The sequence below is a fragment of the Pseudomonas sp. L-22-4S-12 genome, from assembly GCF_009799935.1.
Lineage (GTDB): Bacteria > Pseudomonadota > Gammaproteobacteria > Pseudomonadales > Pseudomonadaceae > Aquipseudomonas.
On record NZ_WELL01000005.1, the window covers coordinates 207,859 to 229,126 of the forward strand.

General features: G+C 66.9%; 8 protein-coding genes. 1 reads left to right on the forward strand and 7 read right to left on the reverse strand.

Annotated features, from left to right (window positions below; translation table 11 throughout):
* Positions 1-17: 17 nt before the first annotated feature.
* On the forward strand, positions 18-1,277 hold the full coding sequence (locus tag F3I16_RS14080; RefSeq protein WP_160494206.1) for an NAD(P)/FAD-dependent oxidoreductase: 1,260 nt from the start codon (positions 18-20) through the stop codon (positions 1,275-1,277).
* 73 nt (positions 1,278-1,350) lie between these two features.
* On the opposite strand, the gene F3I16_RS14085 is transcribed toward F3I16_RS14080, so the two are convergent.
* The 7 genes from F3I16_RS14085 to F3I16_RS14115 are packed head-to-tail and all read right to left on the reverse strand — an operon-like array spanning position 1,351 to position 21,212.
* Positions 1,351-3,867 carry an HlyD family secretion protein gene (locus tag F3I16_RS14085; RefSeq protein WP_160494207.1) on the reverse strand — a complete coding sequence of 839 codons (2,517 nt, stop codon included), beginning with the start codon at positions 3,865-3,867 and terminating at the stop codon, positions 1,351-1,353.
* Complete coding sequence (locus F3I16_RS14090) at positions 3,864-5,378, reverse strand: hypothetical protein (protein WP_160494208.1); 1,515 nt, start codon at positions 5,376-5,378, stop codon at positions 3,864-3,866. The genes F3I16_RS14085 and F3I16_RS14090 overlap by 4 nt, the downstream gene beginning before the upstream one ends.
* 6 nt (positions 5,379-5,384) lie before the next feature.
* The gene (locus F3I16_RS14095; RefSeq protein WP_160494209.1) at positions 5,385-6,458 is read right to left on the reverse strand and encodes an alpha/beta fold hydrolase; all 1,074 of its coding nucleotides are present in this window, start codon (positions 6,456-6,458) and stop codon (positions 5,385-5,387) included.
* Positions 6,459-6,462: 4 nt separating this feature from the next.
* Entirely contained in the window at positions 6,463-8,073 is a 1,611-nt protein-coding gene (locus tag F3I16_RS14100) for an alkaline phosphatase family protein (protein ID WP_160494210.1), read from the reverse strand.
* A complete protein-coding gene (locus tag F3I16_RS14105) occupies positions 8,070-8,384 on the reverse strand; it encodes an acyl carrier protein (RefSeq protein WP_160494211.1) in 315 nt (104 codons plus the stop codon). Before F3I16_RS14105 ends, F3I16_RS14100 begins: the two co-directional genes overlap by 4 nt.
* On the reverse strand, positions 8,377-13,017 hold the full coding sequence (locus tag F3I16_RS14110) for a type I polyketide synthase (protein ID WP_160494212.1): 4,641 nt from the start codon (positions 13,015-13,017) through the stop codon (positions 8,377-8,379). The genes F3I16_RS14105 and F3I16_RS14110 overlap by 8 nt, the downstream gene beginning before the upstream one ends.
* Before the next feature lie 5 nt (positions 13,018-13,022).
* Positions 13,023-21,212 carry a type I polyketide synthase gene (locus F3I16_RS14115; RefSeq protein ID WP_160494213.1) on the reverse strand — a complete coding sequence of 2,730 codons (8,190 nt, stop codon included), beginning with the start codon at positions 21,210-21,212 and terminating at the stop codon, positions 13,023-13,025.
* Positions 21,213-21,268 lie beyond the last annotated feature (56 nt).

Consider the following 21,268-nt stretch of genomic DNA (forward strand, 5'->3'; position numbering starts at 1 on the left):
TCTGCCCGAGGTTCCCCATGACAGACGCTGCATCCTCCACCGCCATCATCATCGGTGCCGGCCACGCCGGCGGCGAACTGGCCGTCAGCCTGCGCAACGAAGGCTGGAGCGGACGCATCCTGCTGATCGGCGAGGAAGCCCACCTGCCCTACCACCGCCCGCCGCTGTCCAAGGCCTACCTGGCCGGCAGTGTCGAGAAAAACAGCCTGTCCATCCGCCCGCAGGCCGCCTACGACAGGGCCAATGTGGAAATCCTCAGCGGCGTGCGGGTCGAGGCCATCGACCGGGCCAGCAAGTGCGTGCAACTGGCCGACGGCCGCCGCCTGGCCTACACCAAGCTGGCCATCGCCACCGGCGGCCGCCCGCGCCCACTGGCCGTGCCCCAGGCCAAGGCCGCCGAGGCCTGCGGCAACTTCCACTACCTGCGCACCCTCGACGATGTCGAGCGGATCCGCAGCCAGTTCGCCGCGGGCAAGCGCCTGGTGATAGTCGGCGGCGGCTACATCGGCCTGGAAGTGGCCGCCAGCGCCGTGCAGCAGGGCCTGCAGGTACAGGTGCTGGAAGCCATGCCGCGCGTGCTGCAGCGGGTCACAGCCGCCGAGCTGTCGGCCTACTACGAGCGCAAGCACCGCGAGGCCGGGGTGGACATCCGCACCAACGTACAGGTCAGCGACCTGGAGCTGGATGCCAGCGGCCTGGCCGTCAGCGCCGTGCTGTGCAGCGACGGCACGCGTATCGCCGCCGACCTGGTGCTGGTCGGCATCGGCCAGATCGCCAACACCGAACTGGCCGAAGCCGCGGGCCTTGCAGTGGACAACGGCATCCTGGTCGACCAGTACGCACAGACCTCGGACCCGGACATCTACGCCGCCGGCGACTGCACCAACCACCCCAACGCCCTGCTCGGCCGCCGCCTGCGCCTGGAGTCGGTGCCCAACGCCCTGGAGCAGTCGCGCTGCGCCGCCGCGGCCATCAACGGCACGCTCAAGGCCTATGCCTCGGTGCCCTGGTTCTGGTCCGACCAGTTCGAGCTGAAACTGAAGATGGTCGGCCTGTCCCAGGATTATCAGCAACTGGTGCTGCGCGGCACGCCGGACAGCGACAGCTTCTCGGCCTTCTACCTGAAAGACGGCAAGGTCATCGCCGCCGACACGGTCAACCGCCCGCAGGACTTCATCGCCGCCAAGCGCCTGATCGCCGAAGGCATCGTCCTCGGCGCCGAGCAACTGGCCGATGACAGCAGGCCGCTGAAGGAGCTGCTGCCACCGGTGGCTTGAGCCGGCCATGAAAAAACCGGCTGATTGGCCGGTTTTTTCTTGCTAGCTGTGATCTCTCAGTAGGCGACTCCCATCAGGGAATCCACGACCACAGCTCCACGTCGATGAAGCGGAAGATCGCCCGGGTGAAGGCCTTCCACACCGGCAGTTCCTCGCTGCCGACCTTGGCGTAGCCGGTCATGCCGGACTTCAGTTCGCCCTCGGCGTTCTCGATCACGGTGAGCACCTTGACGTACTTGCCGCTGGAGTTCTCGATCACGTTGGCGTCGATCTGCGTCACCCGGCCATCGAAGTAGCGATCGGAATAGGCCAGTGGCTTGACCTTGAGCACCGCCCCTTCCTGCACGTAGCCGATCTCGGTTTCCGGCACCTCGATCTCGGCGAACACCTGGTTGGCCTTCTCGATCACCGCGAAGGTTTCGCCCGGGCCCAGGTACTTGCCGGTCTTCTGCTTGAGCAGCAGGGTGATCAGCTTGCCGGACATCGGCGCACGCAGTTGCGAGCGTTCGATCTTCGCCAGATACATGTCGCGCTCGCTGCGCCAGCGCTGCACCTGGGCCTCGGCGGCGGCGATGCTATCCGCGGTGGCGCCGGTCTTGACCAGGGCCAGGTTGGCCTCGGACACCCGAATCGCCATCAGGTCCACCTCGTACTGGCGCTGCGCCTGCTCGGCCTGCTGCGCGGACACCCCGCCCCTGGCCAGCAGGGTGGCATGCCGCTGGTAGTTGGAGCGGCTGAACTGCGCCTGGGTCTGCGCCATCTGCAGGCTCTGCTCGGCCACCGCCACTTCCTCGGCGCGCGGGCGCGCCTTCAGCTCGGCAACCATCGCCTGTTCCTCGGCGATCCGTGCCTCGGCGATGCGCACCTGGCTCTCGTAGTCGCCGGTGGCCAGGCGAGCCAGCAATTGCCCGGCCTGTACTTCTTCGCCGCCGTTGAACAGCACCTCGCTGACGATGCCGTCGACATCGGTGGCCACCTGTTGCTGCTCCACCGGCAGGATCACGAAGGAGCCGCCCGGTTCGTAGGGATAGGGCAGGAACAGGCAGATCAGCAGCGACAGCAGCAGCGCCCGACGGGTGTAGCGCGCTAGCTTGTTGGCCGGTTTGAGGTTGATCTTGCTTTCCACGTCCTCCGGCAAACGGCGACGTTTCCAGCGCTCGTACTGCAGGGCGCGCTCGTACATCTCATTGGCCGAACTGAACTTGCGGTAGGTCAGCACGCTCAGGTAGCCGACCAGCAGCACGCAGACCAGCACCCCGGTGCCGCTGAAATTCAGCTTCAGCCAGCTGCCGATCATCAGCAGGGCGACGACGAACAGCAGCACCGAATAGAGGATCGAGGCCAGGCCGTAAGCCATCAGCGCGGTGTCGTTGGCTTCGCGGTAGGCATTGCCCTTGATCCGCCCGAACAACGCCTTGAACGCCTTGCCGCGCAGCTGCGGCTCGTCCAGCAGCACGGCGATCAGGTGGTAGCCGCTGCTTTTCGACAGCGGGTTGAGGGTCAGCAGCAACGCCATCGCGCTGACCACCGTCAGCGCCAGGCCGATCACCGGCAGAGAACCGCTGGAGGCGCGGCTCAGGTACCAGATGAAGGCGCCGAGGCTGAACAGCGCCACGCGCATCAGCACCGGGCCGGCATGCAGCCACAGGCGCTCGCGGCGGGTCAGGCCGATCAGGTTGCTGATCCGCGGCATGAAGCGCGGCAGGAAGCCGAGCATGAAGGCCACGGACAGGCTGTTGACCGTGCCCCGGTACTTCTGCGCGGTCAGCGCCAGGGTCAGGGTGCACAGCAGGTTGACGCTGAACAGGCTGAACAGGATCTGGCCGATCGGCCCCAGCCCGCTGAGCCGGGTCACCACATCGTTCTGCAACAGGTCGAAGTTGCTGATGACGATGCCCAGGGCCATCACCAACAGCAGCGGCAAGACGAAGACCAGGTACTTCAGCGGCTCGACCCAGTCCAGCATCGACTTGAGCAGCGCGCGCGGGTTGAACAGGTGCAGCACCGGGATCTGCAGGGTGTCGTCCATGCCGGCGAAGCCGCGTACGCCGGCCTGCAGCTTGTCGCCATCGCCGCTCGCCTTGGCCGTATCGTTGGAGGCGCCCGCACGCGGGGCCGCCGCGGCCGCGACCGGCGCCTTGGCCGGCTGCGCGCCCCCCGGCGCTTCGGCCTTGCCGCGGAACTTGGCGACCTTCTCCTCGAGCAGGCGCTGCAGGTCCTGTTGCAACCGCTCGCGATAGGGTGCGACCAGCGGATGGGAGGCTGCGGCCAAGCCGAGCAGGCGCTGGTCGATCAGGTTGACCAGCAGCCTCTCCAGGTCGGCGCGGCTGAGCACCTCGGAAAATCGCCGTTCGTAGCTGGCCGCCAGGGCGACGAATTCCTCGTCGACCTGGAGCATCTCCAGGATGAAGAACTGGCGGGTCTCGAACTCCCAGTGCAGCTCGCTGGACGGGTCGCGCACCACATACAGCGGCTCGTGCTTGCCGTTGCGCAGAAACACCGCAAGGCCCTTGCGCAGCAGCAGGGGCGTGGCGATCTTGCGCGCGTCGCCGAGGTCGGAGTGTTGCTTGGCCGAAATAGTGCCATTCATAGCGCAGGGCTTCCTTTTGACCGATCACGGATCCCGGCGCTGGGCGCGGCGGAGGTCATGGCTTTGCGCGGGGCGAAGAACACTTCGCAGCCGCCGCGCGGGTTGTCGATATAGCGGTCGCCACCCAGTGGCCAGACTTTCGGGCCGAACGGGTTGGCGGCACCGAGGAACAGGCCGTAGGGCGAGGAGACGATGGTGCGCATGCCGATGTTGTAGGGGTTGCCCATGCCATCGTTGGTCACCGGCACCCAGTTCTCGCCGTCATGGCTGCGGTACAGGTCGAAGCCCGACTGGCGATTGAAGATGAATTCCTCGCCGACGCTGTTGACGATATTGAGGAACGGCGCCGGCCAGCTGTCGCGCCGCGCGTAGCCGAGCAGGCCACTCCAGTCGAAGGTCGACAGGTACAGCCAGCCCTCGTGCTCGGCCATGCGCCAGAAGTAACCGTTGAAGAAGTTGTCGAAGCCGGGCATGTAGCCGGACAGCGGTTCCTTCCAGCCGTCGCTGGTCATCCGCGCGTCGCCGACCAGCAGGTCCCAGCTGTTGTCCGGGTGGATGCGGATCAGCTCCGGGGCGGCCGGGCCGACGCCGTTCTGCCGGTCGATGCCGCCGCCCTGGATGGCGCTACCGACATACAGCGCGCCCTTGAACGCGTACATGCTCAGCACCGACTGGTTCAGCGGGCCGCGGTCGGCGCCGTCGGCTATCACTCGTTCCCAGTGGTAGGGCTTGCTCTCGCAGGTGCTGCGCCAGACCTGGAAGCCCTTGAGGTTGAAGGTTCCGACGTACAGGTGATCATTGAACGCGCACATCTCGAAGATGGTCTTGTTGCCATCGTCGCCGAAGCCGAAGTCGCTCACCGCCTGCCACTGGCCATCCTCCGGCGCCTCGCTCTCGTAGACGATGGAGTGCGAGGAGACGTTGGGGTTGCCGCCGCGCGAGCCGGCCGGCGTGGTGTACATACGGCCCTTGAAGACCACCATGGTACGGATGGTGGTCACCGGCAGGCCCATCAGGCCGGGCTCGCAGGTCGGCGTGAAGTTCAGCCCGTCTTCCGTGCGCAGCAGCAGCGGGCCGGGGCCCTTGGCCGGCGACCAGGTGCTGACGAACAGGCCAGGCGGCCGGCCCTTGCTGCCCGGATACACGCACATGCCGCGAAAGCCCAGCTCGCGGGGAATCTTCGAGCCGTCGCTGCCGATGATGGTCGGCGCCTTGAACACCCGTCGCCACTCGTCCTTGCGCGGGTCGTAGCGCCAGATCTCGGCATGCAGGTCGAGGTCGAAGGGGTTGGCCGGGCACTCCACCGGCCAGGGGTCCATGCTGATCGGCAGACGCGCCTTCATCAGCGGGAAGTTGCCGCGGGTGGTGCCGATATACAGGTAGTCGTTGAACCAAGCCATGGCATGGGCGTAGGCGTTCACCCCGTCGCCGAAGCCGTTGCGGGCGATCAGCTGAAAATCGTCCTGGCTCAGGCCGGCCGGTACACGAACTTTGCTGGTACTGCTGAACATGCTGGGTTACCGGGCCCGCGCTTTACGCGCGACCATCTGCGAGATGAAGGAGTCGAGATGGGCCAGGGCTTCCTCGAACTGGGCGAAGGGCCCCTCCTGCGTGCCCTCGCGGGTGGTGAAGAACCACTGGTCATCCTGGCTGTAGAGGCGGTCGCTGCGAAAGAACGGCTGCTGCAGTTCATCGCACGAGCGCTGCCGGCGTGCATTCGCCTGGCTGGCATTGCGTAGGAAGAACTCGAAGGAGCGGATCAGCTTCTGCGGCCGCGAAGCCGGGAAGAAATGCCCGGCGCCGCGCACCAGGCGAAAGTCCGCTGCCGGCCACACGCTGAGCAGCAGCTCGCCGGTGGTCACCGCCTGCGAACGCTCGCCGTAGATGGCCAGCACCGGGAAATTCAGCTGACGCAGACGCTCTACCGCCAGGCCGTCGTCGCCCATCAACTCATGCTGGGCGGTGGTGCTTTCCAGCAGTTTCACCCACTGGTCGGCGGTGCGTTTGCCGGAGCTGCCCATCAACGGGTTGATCAGCTCGCGCAGGGCTTCGGGCAATTCCTGCCGGTTCAGTTGCAGGGCTGCCGCCTCCTTGAGCAGGCGGTAGCCGAAATAGGGCTCACGGGTATTCAGATCGATGCCGTGATCGTCGAGGATGCGCTGGATATGCTCGGCATAGCGCCAGTCGCTGCCCACATTGCGGATCGCCGCGATGTGGGTATCGGCGATGGTCAGGCTGGCAATACGCTGCGGATGGGCACAGGCCAGGCTCAGCGCAATCACCCCGCCGAAGCTGTGGGCGATGAAGTGCGCCCGTTCGATGCCCAGATATTCCAGCAGCAGGCGCAGGTCCTCGGCCTGTTCGGCTGGGGTGTAGCCCGCTGCGCTCATGCTGGAACGACCGTGGCCGCGCAGGTCATACATGGTCACCCGATAGTTGCGGGCCAGCGCATGGCCGACCTGCATGTACCAGAATGCCAAATTGGCGGCGAGGCCGTGGATCAGCACCACATCCTCGACCTCGTCGCCTTCGCGCTCGCATGCCAGCTGCTGGTAGTGCAGCTTGATGCCATTGACCTCGGCCATCGCCATAGCGTTATTCCATGTACCCGAGCATCTGCAACTGGGCCATGATCTTTTCCTTCTCGTCGTCGGCCATGTCTTCGGCGTTTTCGTCCTTGTTCACCCCGCGGGTCGACTCGCCGATACGGATCGGGTTCTGGTTCAGCCAGGGCTTGATGAACATGTCGGCCGGCACCTTGCCCTCGAAGTCGCCGGGCACTTCCAGTCCCTGGCTGTAGAGCAGGGTCGCGCCGACGTCGCAGATGTGCCGACGGTCGATCTTCACGCCCTTGCGGATGCCTGGACCGCAGGCGATGAAGATGCCATCCGGGTGGTGAGTACCGGCCGGCTCTTCACGCGGCTCGACGATCGGCAGCTTGTTCTTGATCGAGACGAAGCCGAAGTCGCGCAGCACCAGCAGCAGGTCCGGCGCATCCATCATCGCCGGGCCGGCGAAGACTTCTTCGCGCAGATGGATTTCACTGACGATGCTCTCACCTGTGACCGGGTCCTTGAGCGCCTTGATATCGAGGATCAGCTGTTCACGGAACGCCTCGTAGTCTTCCGGCTTGATCCCGGTCTCGCCCGGATTGCGTGCCACGCGGATATTGATGCCGTTGCTCGACGGCGTGCGGCAGTAGGCAGTGGTCTTGCTCCAGTCGAGGTTGGCAAACATGCTGTCCTCGCGGCGCTTGGCAGCCTCGGAGTCCGGATCGAGCACTTCCTTCCAGTGCAGGTAGCCCTTCTCGAACAGCCAGGCGTTGATCCGCACCACTTCGGTGGTGGCGGTAAAGCCGTGGTCGGAGGCCATGAACACCTGCACATCCGGGCCGGCCATGGTCACCAGCTCTTCGATGAAACCATCGAGCTGGCGGAAGTAGTCCAGGCACAGGGCGCGCATGCGCTTGTGGTAATCGCTGACACCCTCGTGCTGCAGGGCCGGGTCGAGGAACAGCCAGGCCTGGTGCTGCAGCTTGTCGACGCCGTCGAACATCACGGCCATCAGCTCCGGGGCTTCTTCCTTGAGCAGGAACTTGGCGATCTCGAACCACTGCTTTTCGCGCGGCAGGTGGTAGCGCACCCAGTTCTCGCGGTCTTCGTCGGTCAGGTGGTCGACCGCCTGCTTCTCCTGCTCGAAGTCCCAGGCCAGCTCCTTGGGATTGAAGTCCGGCAGCTCTTCCTTGAGGCGATCATAGAAGTTGGCCGGCACGGTGTTGCGGCGCAGGTGCCGCCAAGGGATGAAGCCCGGCACCATGAAACCGTTGAGGTCCTTGGGTGGCGGCGCGGTGAACGGCAGGTTGAGCACGGCAACGCGGCGCTCCTGGCGGCTGGCGATCGACCAGATGGTCTCGGCGCGGTTGTCACGCGAGTCGTAGAGGGTGAAGAACACGTCTTCGCCGCGCTCCTCGGCGCGGATGAAATCCAGCAGGCCGTGGTTGCCCGGGCTGCGCCCGGTCATCAGCGAAACCCAGGCCGGCGGGGTCAGCGGATTGGGCGTGGAACGCAGCTCGCTGCGCGTGCCGCGGGCCATCAGGCCGCCGAGAAACGGCATGACCGCAGGACGACCGTCCTTCTCTACCGTGAGGTCGTCGAGGATGGTGAAGGTGCAACCATCCATCCCGATGAACAATGTACGTGTGGTCATGCCGGCACTCCTGTGAGTCTTGCGTGAACGAAGTCGATCACCTGGCCAATGGAGAGATCATCGACGTAACTGCCGTCGTTCATCAGCAGGTCCTGGAAGCCCATTTTCGGGCGGTTGTAGTGCTCTTCGATGGCCACCATCAGCTGAATGATGTCGACCGAGGCGAACTCCATGTCGGCGACCAGCAGGGTCTGGCTGCTGACGGCGTCATCCAGCTCGATGCCCCAGTCCTGGGTCAGGTCCTCGACGATGTGGATCAGGGTCTGCTCGATACTGCTTTTATCCAGCCCCACTGCGACAGCTTCAGCCATTGGTCACTCCATATTCCTGATAGTCCAACTCGGCCCCGGCCAGGGCGATCAGCAGATCGCCTTGCACTTCCAGGGCCACACTTATTTGAGCGGGCGCCTGCTCGGCAGACCCCGCGACATTCACCGTGGCGAACGTCCAGTCTTCGCCAAACAGCACCTCGAAACGCTCCGGCGCGCCCTGCAGGCCACAACCGAGGTACTTGGCGGCGGCTTCCTTGGCGCACCAGGTACGCAGGATCAGCTCGCCGCGCTGCTCGCCCGGCACGCCGTCCAGGGCCTGCTGCTCGTAGGCGCTGAAGGAGCCGGCCACCAGCTCCGGCCGTTGCAGGCGATCCAGCCGTTCGGCATCCACACCGACGCGCCCGCCCGGCACCAGCGCTGCCAGGCAGCCGTGGCGATCATGGGTCAGCGACACGCTCGGTGCGTCCAGCCACTGACCGTTCCACCAGCCGTCGACATAGGGCGCGCCGAGTTCGTCGTGCCACACCGAGATATCCGCCGGGCAGAGCAGCTCGCCGCTCTGCTGGTAGAGGTAGTAGCGCACCGCTTCCTTCAGGCACAGGCGGCCGTGCAGCCACTCGCGGGCCTTGCGTGTATGGCGCACGGTTTCCCACTCGGGACGCTCGTCCTCGGCGAGGATGGCGTGGGCGAGGATGCGCAGGAAGATCGCCGCCGACTGCTTGCAGAAGTCATCCGCCAGGTAGTTGAGCTGCCACAGCAGCACCTCTTCGGCACTGACCAGGGTTGCCGCGCCACTCGCCAGCGGCGCGCCGAGCCAGCCATTCATGGGCTCGCGGCGCAGCTGGTAGAAGGCGTTGGGCACCGGGAAGAAGATGTTGGAGAAACCGCTGGCCCGCAGCAGCAGACGACCTTCGTGCAGGCAGTCGAAATCCCACACCCGCGGCGCGCCCAGGCCCTGCTCGGCGCCGCCCTGCGGCTGCTGGCGGCCGCGCAACTGGGCACCGGCAATGTCCGCCGGCACCGCTGCATGCAGTTCGATGCGGGCGATGTGCGAGGGGAAGCTGTTGAAGTCGGTGCCAACCTGCTGCGCCAGCCAGAAGGCGGCCAGCTGGCCGAGGGCATCCAGCAGCACCGGGTTGAGCACCAGGTCGCAGGGCTCGCCGTCCTGGATGAAGCCTTCCAGGCTGCAGGAGGCCAGCGCCGCGTCGATACCTTCGGCCGACCAGCCCTGGATACCGGCGATGCTCTGGAACAGCGGGCCATGGAACATGCCGGTGGTGTACAGCTCGGCATCCGCCCAGCGGTAGGCCTCGGCCGCCGTCAGGGACGCCAGCGGCGTGCCGGTGAGCAGCGCGTCGATACGGAACTCGGCGCTCATCACCTTGCTGCCGGCATTGAACAGGCTGGCGCCGTACAGGCGCGCCTGGGCGTCCAGACACTCGGCCTCGACCTGCAAGCACAGCTCGCCGCAATCCAGGGCGACCCAGTCGAAGGCGCGGACATTCTCGATCAGGTTGATCGCCCGGCTGCCGGCCAGCACGGCGCAGGCCTCGGCCATGATCTCCAGGCTGGCCATCATCGCCACGCAGGCCAGGCCTTGCAGCTCGGGCTGATGGTAGGACGCCGGGCCGGACAATACATGGTCGGCGAGGAAACGATCGGTCGACCACAGCGGGCATTGCGCGCTGAGTTTGTGTGCGCCCAGCTGCTGGATCTCGCCGAGCAGCGGCGTGGCGATCGGTGCCCCCGCCATGGCTACCGGCGCCGCAGCGGGCTGAGCGGCTGCAGGTGCCATGATTTCGCGCAGCACCTGGGCGATCTCGGCATCCACATGGACGAAAGGCATGGTGTTCTTGATCAGCAGGCCACGCTTGGGCTCGATTAGCGGCTGCTCGAGGTCGAGCACCCGGCAGTTGCTGCCGCGGAACAGCTTGCCCAGATCAACCGTCTTGCCGTTGACGAACAGCGCGCCGAGCACGCTGAACAACTGCTCGATGCCGCTGCGCTTGCGCGCGTTGGAGGCCAGCGCGACGTACTCTTCGCCGCCGAGGATGTCGTTGACGAAGCCGGTGAGGTTGCCCGACGGGCCGACCTCGATGAAGTAACGCACGCCATCGCGGTGCATATTGGCGATGGTTTCGCGAAAACGCACGGTACTCGACCACTGTGCCGCCGCCAGCTCGCAGACCTGCTCGGCGGCGGCCGGGAACAGCTCGGCGCTGGCGCAGGAATACAGCGGGGTCTTCGGCGTCTGCAGGCCGACCGCCTGGTAGTACTGGAGGAAAGCCGTGCTGACCGGGGCGAACAGCGGTGTGTGGTAGGCGCGGTCGAATGGCAACAGGGCGCAGATACCGCCCTCCTCGCTCAGGGTCTTGAGCAGGCCGGCAATCGCCGCCTGGCTGCCGAACAGCACCAGCTGGTTCTGGCAATTGTCCATCGCCACCACCACCGCCTCGCCGCTGGCGGCGATGTGCTGCTCGACCTGATCGCGGCTCATGGCACCGACGGTGAGCAGCGCGCCGGTAGCGATATCGCCGGCATCCAGCACGCCACGGTAGACCTTATTCAGCTCGCGGATAAAGTCGGCCAGCTGCTGGCGGTCACTGAAGGCCATGGTGCCGGAGGCGGCCAGCGCCGAGGACTCGCCGGTGCTGTGGCCGAGCATCACGTCCGGTTCCACGGCCAGGGCGCGCAGCAGGCTGAACATGGCCTGGCTGGCGACGAAGATGGCTTCCGAACCAACGTCCATATCGAACAGCCGTGCCTCCAGCTGGCCGCGCTGCGCATCGTTCAGCTCGCTCTGCGGCGGGAACAGGATGTCGCTGCGTCCCGAGCCGGCCGGCTCGTCGTAGAGGCCCTGCCAGAAGTCGAACCACTCGCGCACTTCGCCGAACTGCTGGGCCAGGTCGCTAAACATGTTCAGGTACTGCGAGCCCTCGCCGGGGAAGATGAAGGCCAGCTTGCCGTCCAGCGGCTGGCTGCAGAAGGACAGGCCGGTACGGGTCATCCAGCGTGGCGACTTGCCTTCGGCGACTTTCTTCGCCGCCTGCTGCAGCTTCTTGTCCAGCTCGGCCAGGTCGGCGACCAGCACGGCCAGGCGCACCGACTTGCCAGTGCAGTCGCGGGCGGCCAGGGTGGCGGCCAGGTCAGCCAGGCGCAGGCTCGGGTTGGCGGCGATATAACCCAGCACCAGCTGGATATCCTGCAGCAGCGCCGCCGTGGAATCGGCGGCGAACACGCACAGTTCGCAGTCGCGCTGACCCAGGCTCGGCGGGCGCAGGGCGCCGCTCGGCGCCTCTTCGAGAATGGCGTGGGTATTGATTCCACCGAAGCCGAAGGAGTTGATGCCGGCGCGCCGCGGCGCATCCGGTTTGGCGATCCAGGGCTTGCTGGCGGTGTTGACGTAGAGCGGGGTCTGCTCGATCTGCAGCTCGGGGTTGACCGTACCACACAGGGTCGGCGGCAGGATCTTGTGGTGCAGGGCCAGGCTGGTCTTGATCAGCCCGGCGATGCCGGCGGCCGGGATGCAGTGGCTGATCATCGACTTGACCGAACCGATCGCCACGCTGCCGAGCAGACCCTGGCGCGCGCCGAGCACGCTGCGCAGGGCGGCGATCTCGGTCTTGTCGCCCAGCGGAATGCCAGTGCCGTGGGCTTCGATCAGCGAGATGCTGGCCGGCTCCACACCACTGCCCTCGTAGGCGCGGCGGATCGACAGGGCTTCGCCCTCTTCGCTCGGCGCCAGCAGGCCGGTGCCGCGGCCATCGCTGGCCTGGCCGATGCCACGGATCACCGAGTAGATGCGGTCGCCATCGGCCAGGGCGTCGTCGAGGCGCTTCATCACCACCATGCCCAGGCCTTCGCCGAGCAGGGTGCCATCGCTGCCCTGCTCGAACGGGCGGACTTTCTTGCGCCCGCTGAGGGCGCCGAGCTGGGTGAAGATCACCGAGACTTCGGCCGGCAGCGAGGCATTCACCCCACCGGCGATCATCAGCTTGCTGCGGCCGTTGCGCAGTTCGTCCATAGCCGCGTTGACCGCCAGCAGCGAGGAGGAACAGGCGGCGTCGACGATGTAGTTCGGCCCCTTGAGGTTGAGGCGGTTGGCGATGCGCCCGGTCATCACGTTGGGCACCAGGCCCGGGGCGATATCGGTGTTGGACGGCGGCAGCTTCTTCTGCAGCGCCGCACGCAGGCACGCCAAGTCGTCTTCGCTGAGACTCGGCTGGGCCGCCTTGAGCAGTTCCAGGGTCTGGTCGAGGACGATGTGATTCTGGATATGGCTGACCTGACCACGGTGCAGGTAGGTGCTGTGGCCGAGGATGATGCCGGTGTCGCGGTGATCGTGCTCGTCGCTCAGGTAGCCGGCATCGAGCAACGCGTCGCGGGCCACCTTGAGGGCGAGGAACTGGTCCGGCTCACCGCCGTCCACCGAGTTGGGCATGATGCCGAACTCGCGCGGATCGAAACGGTAGAGGTCATTGAGGAAGCCGCCGAACTGGGTTTCGATGCGCCCGGAGTCCAGGTAGCGCGAGGCCTCCCACTCGGCCAGCGGCTCGCCCACGGCATCGGTGGCGGCGAGAATATTGCGCCAGAAGCTGGCGATATCCGGGGCCTGCGGGAAGATGCAGGCCATGCCGATGATGGCGATCGGCTGGTTGGCTGGCTGGCTCATGCGGCTCACTCGGTTTCCTTGCGCAGGTGGGTGCCGCCAAGGCGATTGAGGCGAGCATCGACGATGCACTCCAGCTCCTCGATCAACAGCAGCAACTTGCCGTCGTCATCGGTGAAGAACACGTTGGCGCGCACCTGCTGGGCCTCGCCGGGCAGGCACTGAAAGTCCATGTGGAAGCGTTCCGGCAACTGCTCGACGTAACGGATCACCCGGCCGAACTGCGCCGGCAGCGCCGAGCCATCGTGGAAGGTGCGCGCCCACAGCAGGGCCATCTGCGGCGCCGCATCGAGCACCGCCGGGTCGACGATCCACTGCTGCTGCACCGGCGCGCCGCTCAGCCACTGCTGCGGCGAGCTGGGACACATCAGCGCCGCTGCGCCCTGGCTGGACAGACCGTTGATCGCACGGATCACCTGGAAGCGCGGGCCGTGGAACAGCCACTCCTGGTAGGCCTTGACCACCGGCAGCTGACGCTCGCGGTATTCGCCGGGACGATGCAGTGGCGCTTCCGGCAGTTGCGGGGCCATCTTCACCGCGGCGCGGTAGTGGATGCGCTGGGTCTTGCCGCTGCCCGAGCGGATGGTCAGGCTGGCGTCGAAGCCTTCGCTGCTGGCGTAGGTCGGCGGGTTGATCACCACGGCCAGGGTCTGGGTCGGCTCGTTCAGTTGCACTCCCTTGAGCAGGCGGAACTCGGCCACCTCGGCGACCACCCAGCCCGGCCACATGACACTGGCGGCCTCGGCGACAATCTCCAGGGCCACGGCCGCCGGCAGCACCGGGATGCCGTCGATGCAGTGTTCCTGCAGGTAGCCGTGGGCGGTATCGATGGTGAAGGTCAGCACCTCGGTGCCCTTGTCGCCATGTTCGATACGGCCGTGGGTCAGCAGCGGCTGGTTGATGCCACCCTGCGCCGCGCCAGCTTCGGCCTCGAACAGGCGGCCGATGTCGGCTTCGTGCTGCTCCCAGGGACCGCCGCCGGCAATCACTTCCACCGCATGTGCGCCGCGCAGGCGCAGGGCCTCGCTGAACAGCTGGCGGCCCTGGGCGGCAGTGACCAGGGCCACGCCCTTGTCGGCAAATTTCTTCTCGGTGTCGGCGGTGACCATGCCGGCACCGAACTTGGTCGCGCCCCAGGGGCCCCAGTTCAGCGACACCACGTTGACCTGTTCGCCCCACTGGCGCTGCAGCTGGCAGCACAGGCGGTTCATCAGTTCGTTGGCGGTGGCGTAGTCCAGCTGGCCGCTGTTGCCATAACGGCCGGCCACCGAGCTGAACACGGCGAAGAATTCCAGCTCGGCCACGTCCACATACTTCTGCAGCAGCAGCATGCCGTTGACCTTGGTGCCGACCACGCGCATCCAGCTTTCCGCGCTCTTGTCTTCCAGCAGCTTGTCTTCGATCACCCCGGCGCCATGCACCACCCCGCTGACCTTGCCATAGCGCTCGCGCAGGCCGATCAACAGGGCCTGCACGGCCGGCTCATGGGTGACGTCGACGGCGATGTACTCGACCGTGGCGCCGGCCTGGCGCAGGTCGGCGATATTGCTGTGCATCTCGCGCAGGGCGACGATGGCCGCCACCTTGCGCTGCACCTCCGCCGGGCTGAGCTGCAGGCGCCCGGCGCGCACCTCGCCGATGAAGTACTGGCGCAGGGCGTTGGGGCTGTCGAGGCCGGCGGTGGCCGGATCTTCCTCGTGCAGCTCGCTGCGGCCGGTAAGGATCAGCACATTGCCCGGCCGGGCCAGGTCGCGCAGCACCTCGGCGGTGATACCGCGGGCGCCGCCGGTGGCCAGGACCACGGCGTTGCTCAGTGGCGGCAGCAGGTCGCTGGTGGCTATTGTATGGGCCTGGGTGCGGAACAGCGTGCGCTGCCCGCCCGGATAACCGACTTCCTGGCGACCGCCGACCAGCTGCAGCTCGGCGCTGATGATGGCCAGCTGCTCGGCAGCCGCCAGCGCCGGATCGAGGTCGATGGCGCGGGTACGCAGAGTCGGGCGTTCTTCACGCACGGACTTGATCAGGCCGCTGCTGCCCCCCTGCAAGCTGAGGCTGGCCTCTGCCGGCCCATCACCGCGGCCGAACAGGCCTCCCAGACCACTGACCGCCATCACATGGGCATCACTGCGCAGCTGCGCGGCCAGGGCATGCAGGATGAGGAACAGCGACTTCTCGTTGACCAGTAGCTCACGCTGCCAGCTGCCCAGCTGCGCATCGCGCGGCAAGGCATGGGCGCCCAGCGCCGCCAGGTGGATTACCCCGGCGACCACCTTGTCCGGATTGGCGGCGGTCTCGCGGCACCAGGTCAGCAGCGCCGCTTCATCGGCCAGCAGGCTCGGCGCCAGCAACGACACGGTGCAGCCGCGCTGCTCCAGCCACTCCTGCAGGCGCAGGGCCAGGCCGTGGTTGTCCGCGGTAATCACGAAGTAACCGGGCTCGAACTGGCGCAGCGCGTTGGCCGGGATTTCTTCTGCTTCGGCAATCACGACATGCCGGGGCGAATGGCTGACCACAGGGGTGGCAGCTATCGGGTTCGCCCCGGCCAAATCAAAAGGGACTGCCGCCTCGCCGACCTCCAGGCCTTGCAGCAGCTTGAGCATATCGGCCAGCGTCGCTCGCGTGTTCAGCTCGCTACGCGCCTCGCCCAGGGCACTGCCGTAGGCCGGCGGCAGGGTCTGCAGCAGGGCACCGACGATTTCCACGCGCTTGATCGAGTCGATGCCGAGGTCGGCTTCGAGGTTCTGCTCCAGGCCGACCATATCGCTCGGGTAGCCGGTGCGTTCCTCGACGATGGACAACAGGATGTCCTTCATCTTGGTGCCCGCCACCTGCACCGGCGCGGCGGCTGGCGCCGCTGCAACGGGAGCCGGAGTCGGTGCAACCACAGCCGGTGCTACGGCTACCGGGGCAGGCGCAGCAGCCACGGGAGCAGCAACCGGCATCGCCACCGGAGCCGGGGCAGCCGCGACACGCGCTGGTGCCGCAGCAGGTGCCGGGCGACGCGCCGGAGCCGCCGCTGCCGGCATGGCACGCGGCTGGCTGGCCGCAGCGCCACCGGCCATGAAGGTGTTGAGCACCCGCTCCTGGGTTTCCAGGAACTGGCGCATGGTGGCGAAATACTCCGCCATCACCGATGACATTTCGTCACCGTTGGGAGCCGTTGTTTCAGACATGACCAGCCTCTCCTTGACTCGGGGTGCAGCCTGCGCTGCGCGTTGGGGGACGGGAATTGAAAGGGGTTGGGCGACCGGCGCGACCAGGGTGCGCGACTCGCTAGGTGCTGCAGGCATTACTTCGCCCTGGCGTACGCCGATCTGCCGCTGCGCGGCGCTGGCGCGACGGGCGCCGCTGCCGTTGAGCAGCCAGGCCTGCTTGGGTAGGCTGGCGTCCTGCCACAGGCCGTCGAGCCGGCCATTGCTGCTGCGCAGGCAATCGCGACGGGCGAACAACGCCGTCGGTTTGAAGCTGACACCCAGGCAGAACAGCCGCGCCAGGGCGGTCAACAGGCTGGTGATGCCCGCGCCACGCTCATCCAGGGCGATGGCCTGGTGCGCGCGGCCGTCGAGAATGCGCCCGACCAGCCGGCTGAGCACGGCCTTGGGCCCGACCTCGATGAATACACGAGCGCCGGCGGCATACATGGCTTCGACCTGGGCGACGAACTCGACCGGCTTGACCAGGTGTTCGGCCATGCTCGCCTTGAGCTGCTCCGTCTCGCGGCTATGCAGCGCCGCCGTGGTGTTGGAATACACCGGCATGCTGCCCGGTTGCCAGTTGGCCGCCTCGATGGCCGCGGCCAGCAACGACTGCGCCGGGGCGACGAAAGGCGAATGGAAGGCCGCTGCCACCGGAATGGCGCTGGCATTCAGCCCGGCCGCCTGGAAGGCCTGCAGGGCGCTGGCAATACCGGCCTGGGAGCCGGAAATGATGCTCTGCTCCGGCGCGTTGTGGTTGGCCACCAGCACGTCCGGCAGATGGCCGATGCTGGCCTCGACCAGCGCCCGCGGCGCCTGCACCATGGCCATGCTGCCCAGCTCGCTGCCAGCACTGGCGGCGGCCTCGACGATAAAGCGACCGCGCGCCTCGGACAGGCTGATCAGGGTGGAGAAATCGATGTGCCCGGCGGCGAACAGCGCGACGAACTCGCCATAACTGTGCCCGGCGGTCATGTCGGCGCTGACGCCCAGTTCCTGCAGCAGGCGCCACAGACCGGCTTCGACCACGCCGAGGGCCGGCTGGGCGATATCGGTGCTGGTCAGCGCGGCACTGGCGGCCTGGCGCGCAGCCTCGTCATAGCAGCCGCGCGGGTAGATGAACTGGCTCAGCGGCTTGTCGGCAAAGCGCTCAGTGGAGTCCTGCAATTGCTGGTCGGCGGCGGCCAGGGTCTCGGCCACGGCCGGGAACAGCACGGCGATTTCGCGCAGCATGTGGATGTTCTGCGAACCCTGCCCGGGGAACAGCACGGCGACCTGACCGGCCTCGACCAGGCTGTCGCCCAGCTGAATGCTCGGATCGATCAACGCCTCACCGGCCAGGCGCCGCTGCGCCTTGTCCAGTTTGTCGGCCAACTGTTCCAGGCTACCGACCACCAGGGCCAGGCTGTGCGTACCATTGCCAAGGTTGGCCGCCAGGTGGCAGGCGATATCGGCCAACACCACCTTGCCCGGCGCCGCCAGTTGCTGCTGCAGCGCGCTGACCTGTGTCTGCAACTGTTCGCGGCTGGCGGCGCGCCACAGCAGCAGCTCGGCCGCCCAGGCATCGCTGACGCTGGGCTGCAGCCAGGGGCGGTATTCGCCCGCGTACTCTTCCAGCACCGCGTGGAAGTTGGTGCCGCCGAAACCGAAGGCGCTGACCGCGGCGCGGCGCGGCTGCTCGCCGTTGACCAGCCAGGGCTGCGCCTCGTCCAGCACGCAGAGCGGGCTGTCGGCCGCCTTCAATACCGCGTTCGGCGATTGCACGCCAAGGTGCGGCGGCAGGGTCTTGTGATGCAGGGCCAGGGCCGCCTTGATCATCCCGGCCACGCCGGCGGTGGCCTTGGTGTGACCGATCATGGTCTTCACCGAGCCGACCACGGCTTGCGCCGGACGACTGCCGGCTTCACGCAACAGCGCGGTGGTGCTGTCCAGTTCGGCGGTGTCGCCGGCCACGGTGCCGGTGCCGTGGGCCTCGAACAGGCCAACGCTTTCCGGGCCGAAACCGGCCTGCTGATAGGCACGGCGCATGGCGCGCAACTGCCCGGCGGGCAACGGTGCGGTGAGGCCCTTGGCCTTGCCGTCACTGCTGCCGGCCATGCCCTTGATCACCGCATAGACGCGGTCGCCGTCGCGCTCGGCATCGCTCAGGCGCTTGAGCGCGAGCATGGCGATGCCTTCCGAGATCACGATGCCGTCGGCCGATTCGTCGAAGGTGCGGCAACGGCCGCGCGGCGACAGGGCCTGGGTCTTGCTGAAGCACAGGTAGCCGAACGGGCCCTGCACGGTGTCCACGCCGCCGGCGATGACCAGATCGCTACGGCCGGAGAGCAGTTCGTTGATGCCCTGATAGATCGCTGCCAGGGACGAGGCGCAGGCGGCGTCGGTGGCGAAGTTGACCCCGCCGAAGTCCAGGCGGTTGGCGATGCGCCCGGCCATCACGTTGATCAGGATGCCGGCGAAGGTGTCTTCGGTCCATTCCGGCAGGCGCTCGGCGATCGCGCTCGGCAGCTCGCCGGAAAAACGCGGCAGCTCGGAGCGCAGGCCGTACTGCATGCCGACATCACCGGCACCGCCACTGGCGCCGATGATCACCGAGGCCTTCTCGCGGTTGAAGCCACGCTGTTCATAGCCGGCGTCGCTAAGGGTCTGGCGCGCGATGTCCAGGGCCATCAGCTGCATCGGGTCGACCGACTCGATGGACTTGGGCGGCATGCCGTAACGGGTCGGATCGAAGACCATGTCGTCGAGGAAGCCGCCCCAGCGCGAGTAGATCTTGTCCGGAGTGCTGCGGTTCTCGTCGAAGTACAGGCGCCAGTCCCAGCGATGGGCCGGGATTTCGGTGATCGCGTCGACCTTGTTGAGGATGTTCTGCCAGTACTCGCGCGGGGTCTTCGAGCCCGGCAGCACCGAGCCCATGCCGATGATGGCGATATCCGCCGGATCGCCACTGAGCGGCGCCAGCTCGTCCTGGGCCTGCACATGCGCTTCGAGCAGGGCCATTGCCTCGTCAGTGACGCTGTGGTGCAGGCTGGCGATATCGGTGACGGCGGCGCGCAGGGTGGCGACCTGGCCGATCATGTACATGCCGTCCGCGACCTGCTCGTCCTCGCTGAAGACCTTGAGCTTGGCCTCTTCGCCAATGCGCATGCTGCCCTTGGAAGCCAGGCGCAGGCGACCGAGGATCAGGTCGTCGAGTTGCTCGCGCGCCTCATCGGCAGGCACGGCCTGCTGCTTGAGCTCGTTGCGGCGGGCGAAGAACGCGGCGGCGAACGGGGTGTAGGCGCAGCGGCTGGCATGCCCGGTGCCGGACTCCAGGTTGACCGTGCGCGCACAATCGATGGCCTGCTGCTGGAAGGTCTCGACTATGGCGCCGGAACCGACGATTTCACGGGTGAACAGGTAGGCGCTGCCCATCAGCATGCCGACCTTGACGCCCAGCGCCAGCAAGGGCGCTGCCATGGCCTGAACCATGGCCGAGGAACGCGCATCGTGGATGCCGCCGGCGAACAGCACCTGGATCTCGGCCGCCGGTACGCCGCCTTTGATCTCGTCGAGCAAGCGGTCGATCATGCTGCTCCACAGCACGAAACTGCTCAGCGGGCCGACATGCCCGCCGCATTCGCGGCCCTCGAAGATGAAGCGCCGCGCGCCTTCCTTGAGGAACATCGGGATCAGGTTGGCCGAAGGCACATGCAGGAAGGATGGGATGCCCGACTGCTCCAGGCGCACCGCCTGGTCCGGGCGACCGCCGGCGATGATGGCGTAGCTCGGCTGGTAGGGCTTGGCGGCGGCAATCTGCTCGTCGAGCAGGCTTTGCGGGGCGAAGCCGAGCAGGCCGATGCCCCAGGGCCGGCCGGCGAGCAGCTGGTGGGTCTTGTTCAGCAACTCATCCAGCGGCTTGCCCTTGAGCAGGGCCAGGGCCAGCATCGGCAGCGCCCCGCCACTGGCGACGGCTTCGGCGAATTCGGCCTTGTCCGAGACCCGGCTCATCGGCCCCTGCACCAGCGGCAACGGCAGGCCCAGGGCTTGGGCGAGTGGCGCATCGGCCTGGATCGCCCGCGCTTTCAGGGCTGCCTGCGGGTTGTTCTGCACCGCGTTGTCGATGGCCTGGAGCAGTTGCGCCAAGCTGCCGTACTGCTTCTGCCAGACAGCTGCGAACGCCACATCCTGGCCCAGCGGCAGCAGCCCGGCGGCTGGATTGCGCCAGTTGATCTCGGCCAGCAGCCGCGCGCGCAACTCGGCGGGCGTGAGGCTTTCCGCCCCGGCGACAAAGGCCTTGGCTGTGGCGAAACCGGGACGCAGCAGCACCCGGCAGTAACAGCCGAACTCGCCGTTGCCGGCGGCGACCGTTTCGCTGCCGGACAGACTGCGCAGATGGGGGAACAGCTCACTGGCGAGCGGCGACTCCTGCAGCAGCAGGACCTGACTGTCCAGCACCACGCCGGCACAGCCGGCGACGGCGGCAGCAGCAGCGGTATGCGGGGTGATACCGCCACGCAGGTAGAGCGGCAGGTCGCTGTGTTGACGCCAGTGCTGGGCGAGGATGAAGCAGCTGCTTTCGCCAACGAAACCGGCGGCTTCGTGGCCCTTGAGGATCAGGCCGTCGATGGCGGCGAGCAGGCTTGGCTCGAGCGACTCGCTGCTCGACAGCTCCAGCAGCACCCGCACACCTGCAGCTCGCAAGACCTGCAGGCTGCAAGCCCAAGGGGTGAAGTATTCGCCCGCCAGCACCACCAGGCTCAGGCCATGACTGACCTGTGCCGCCAAGGCTGCCCCCAAGACCGCATCGCAATCGCCCAGGCGCACCGCAAAGCCACTACGCCCCGCCTGCCGGGCCAGCAAGTCCAGCTGCTCGATACCCCGCAGAGGACTAGCCTCGAACTCCAAGTCCAGCACCCCCAGCCCGCCGGCGCGCGAAGCGGCAATGGCCAGGGCCGGGTGTGCCAGCCCGCTGGGCGAAAACACGAGTGTCTGGAAGCCTGCCGCGTTACGAGAGCCTTGCATGGTTTTACAGCCTCATTCCTTGGGCCAAAAAACCCCGTGCGGCGGTTATCCGCGCT

Coding starts and splice junctions, on each gene's coding strand:
- F3I16_RS14095 (WP_160494209.1), bottom strand. CDS start 6,458: ATGGCGATGGCCGAGGTCAATGGCATCAAGCTGCACTACCAGCAGCTG.
- F3I16_RS14100 (WP_160494210.1), bottom strand. CDS start 8,073: ATGACCACACGTACATTGTTCATCGGGATGGATGGTTGCACCTTCACC.
- F3I16_RS14080 (WP_160494206.1), top strand. CDS start 18: ATGACAGACGCTGCATCCTCCACCGCCATCATCATCGGTGCCGGCCAC.
- F3I16_RS14085 (WP_160494207.1), bottom strand. CDS start 3,867: ATGAATGGCACTATTTCGGCCAAGCAACACTCCGACCTCGGCGACGCG.
- F3I16_RS14110 (WP_160494212.1), bottom strand. CDS start 13,017: ATGAGCCAGCCAGCCAACCAGCCGATCGCCATCATCGGCATGGCCTGC.
- F3I16_RS14090 (WP_160494208.1), bottom strand. CDS start 5,378: ATGTTCAGCAGTACCAGCAAAGTTCGTGTACCGGCCGGCCTGAGCCAG.
- F3I16_RS14105 (WP_160494211.1), bottom strand. CDS start 8,384: ATGGCTGAAGCTGTCGCAGTGGGGCTGGATAAAAGCAGTATCGAGCAG.
- F3I16_RS14115 (WP_160494213.1), bottom strand. CDS start 21,212: ATGCAAGGCTCTCGTAACGCGGCAGGCTTCCAGACACTCGTGTTTTCG.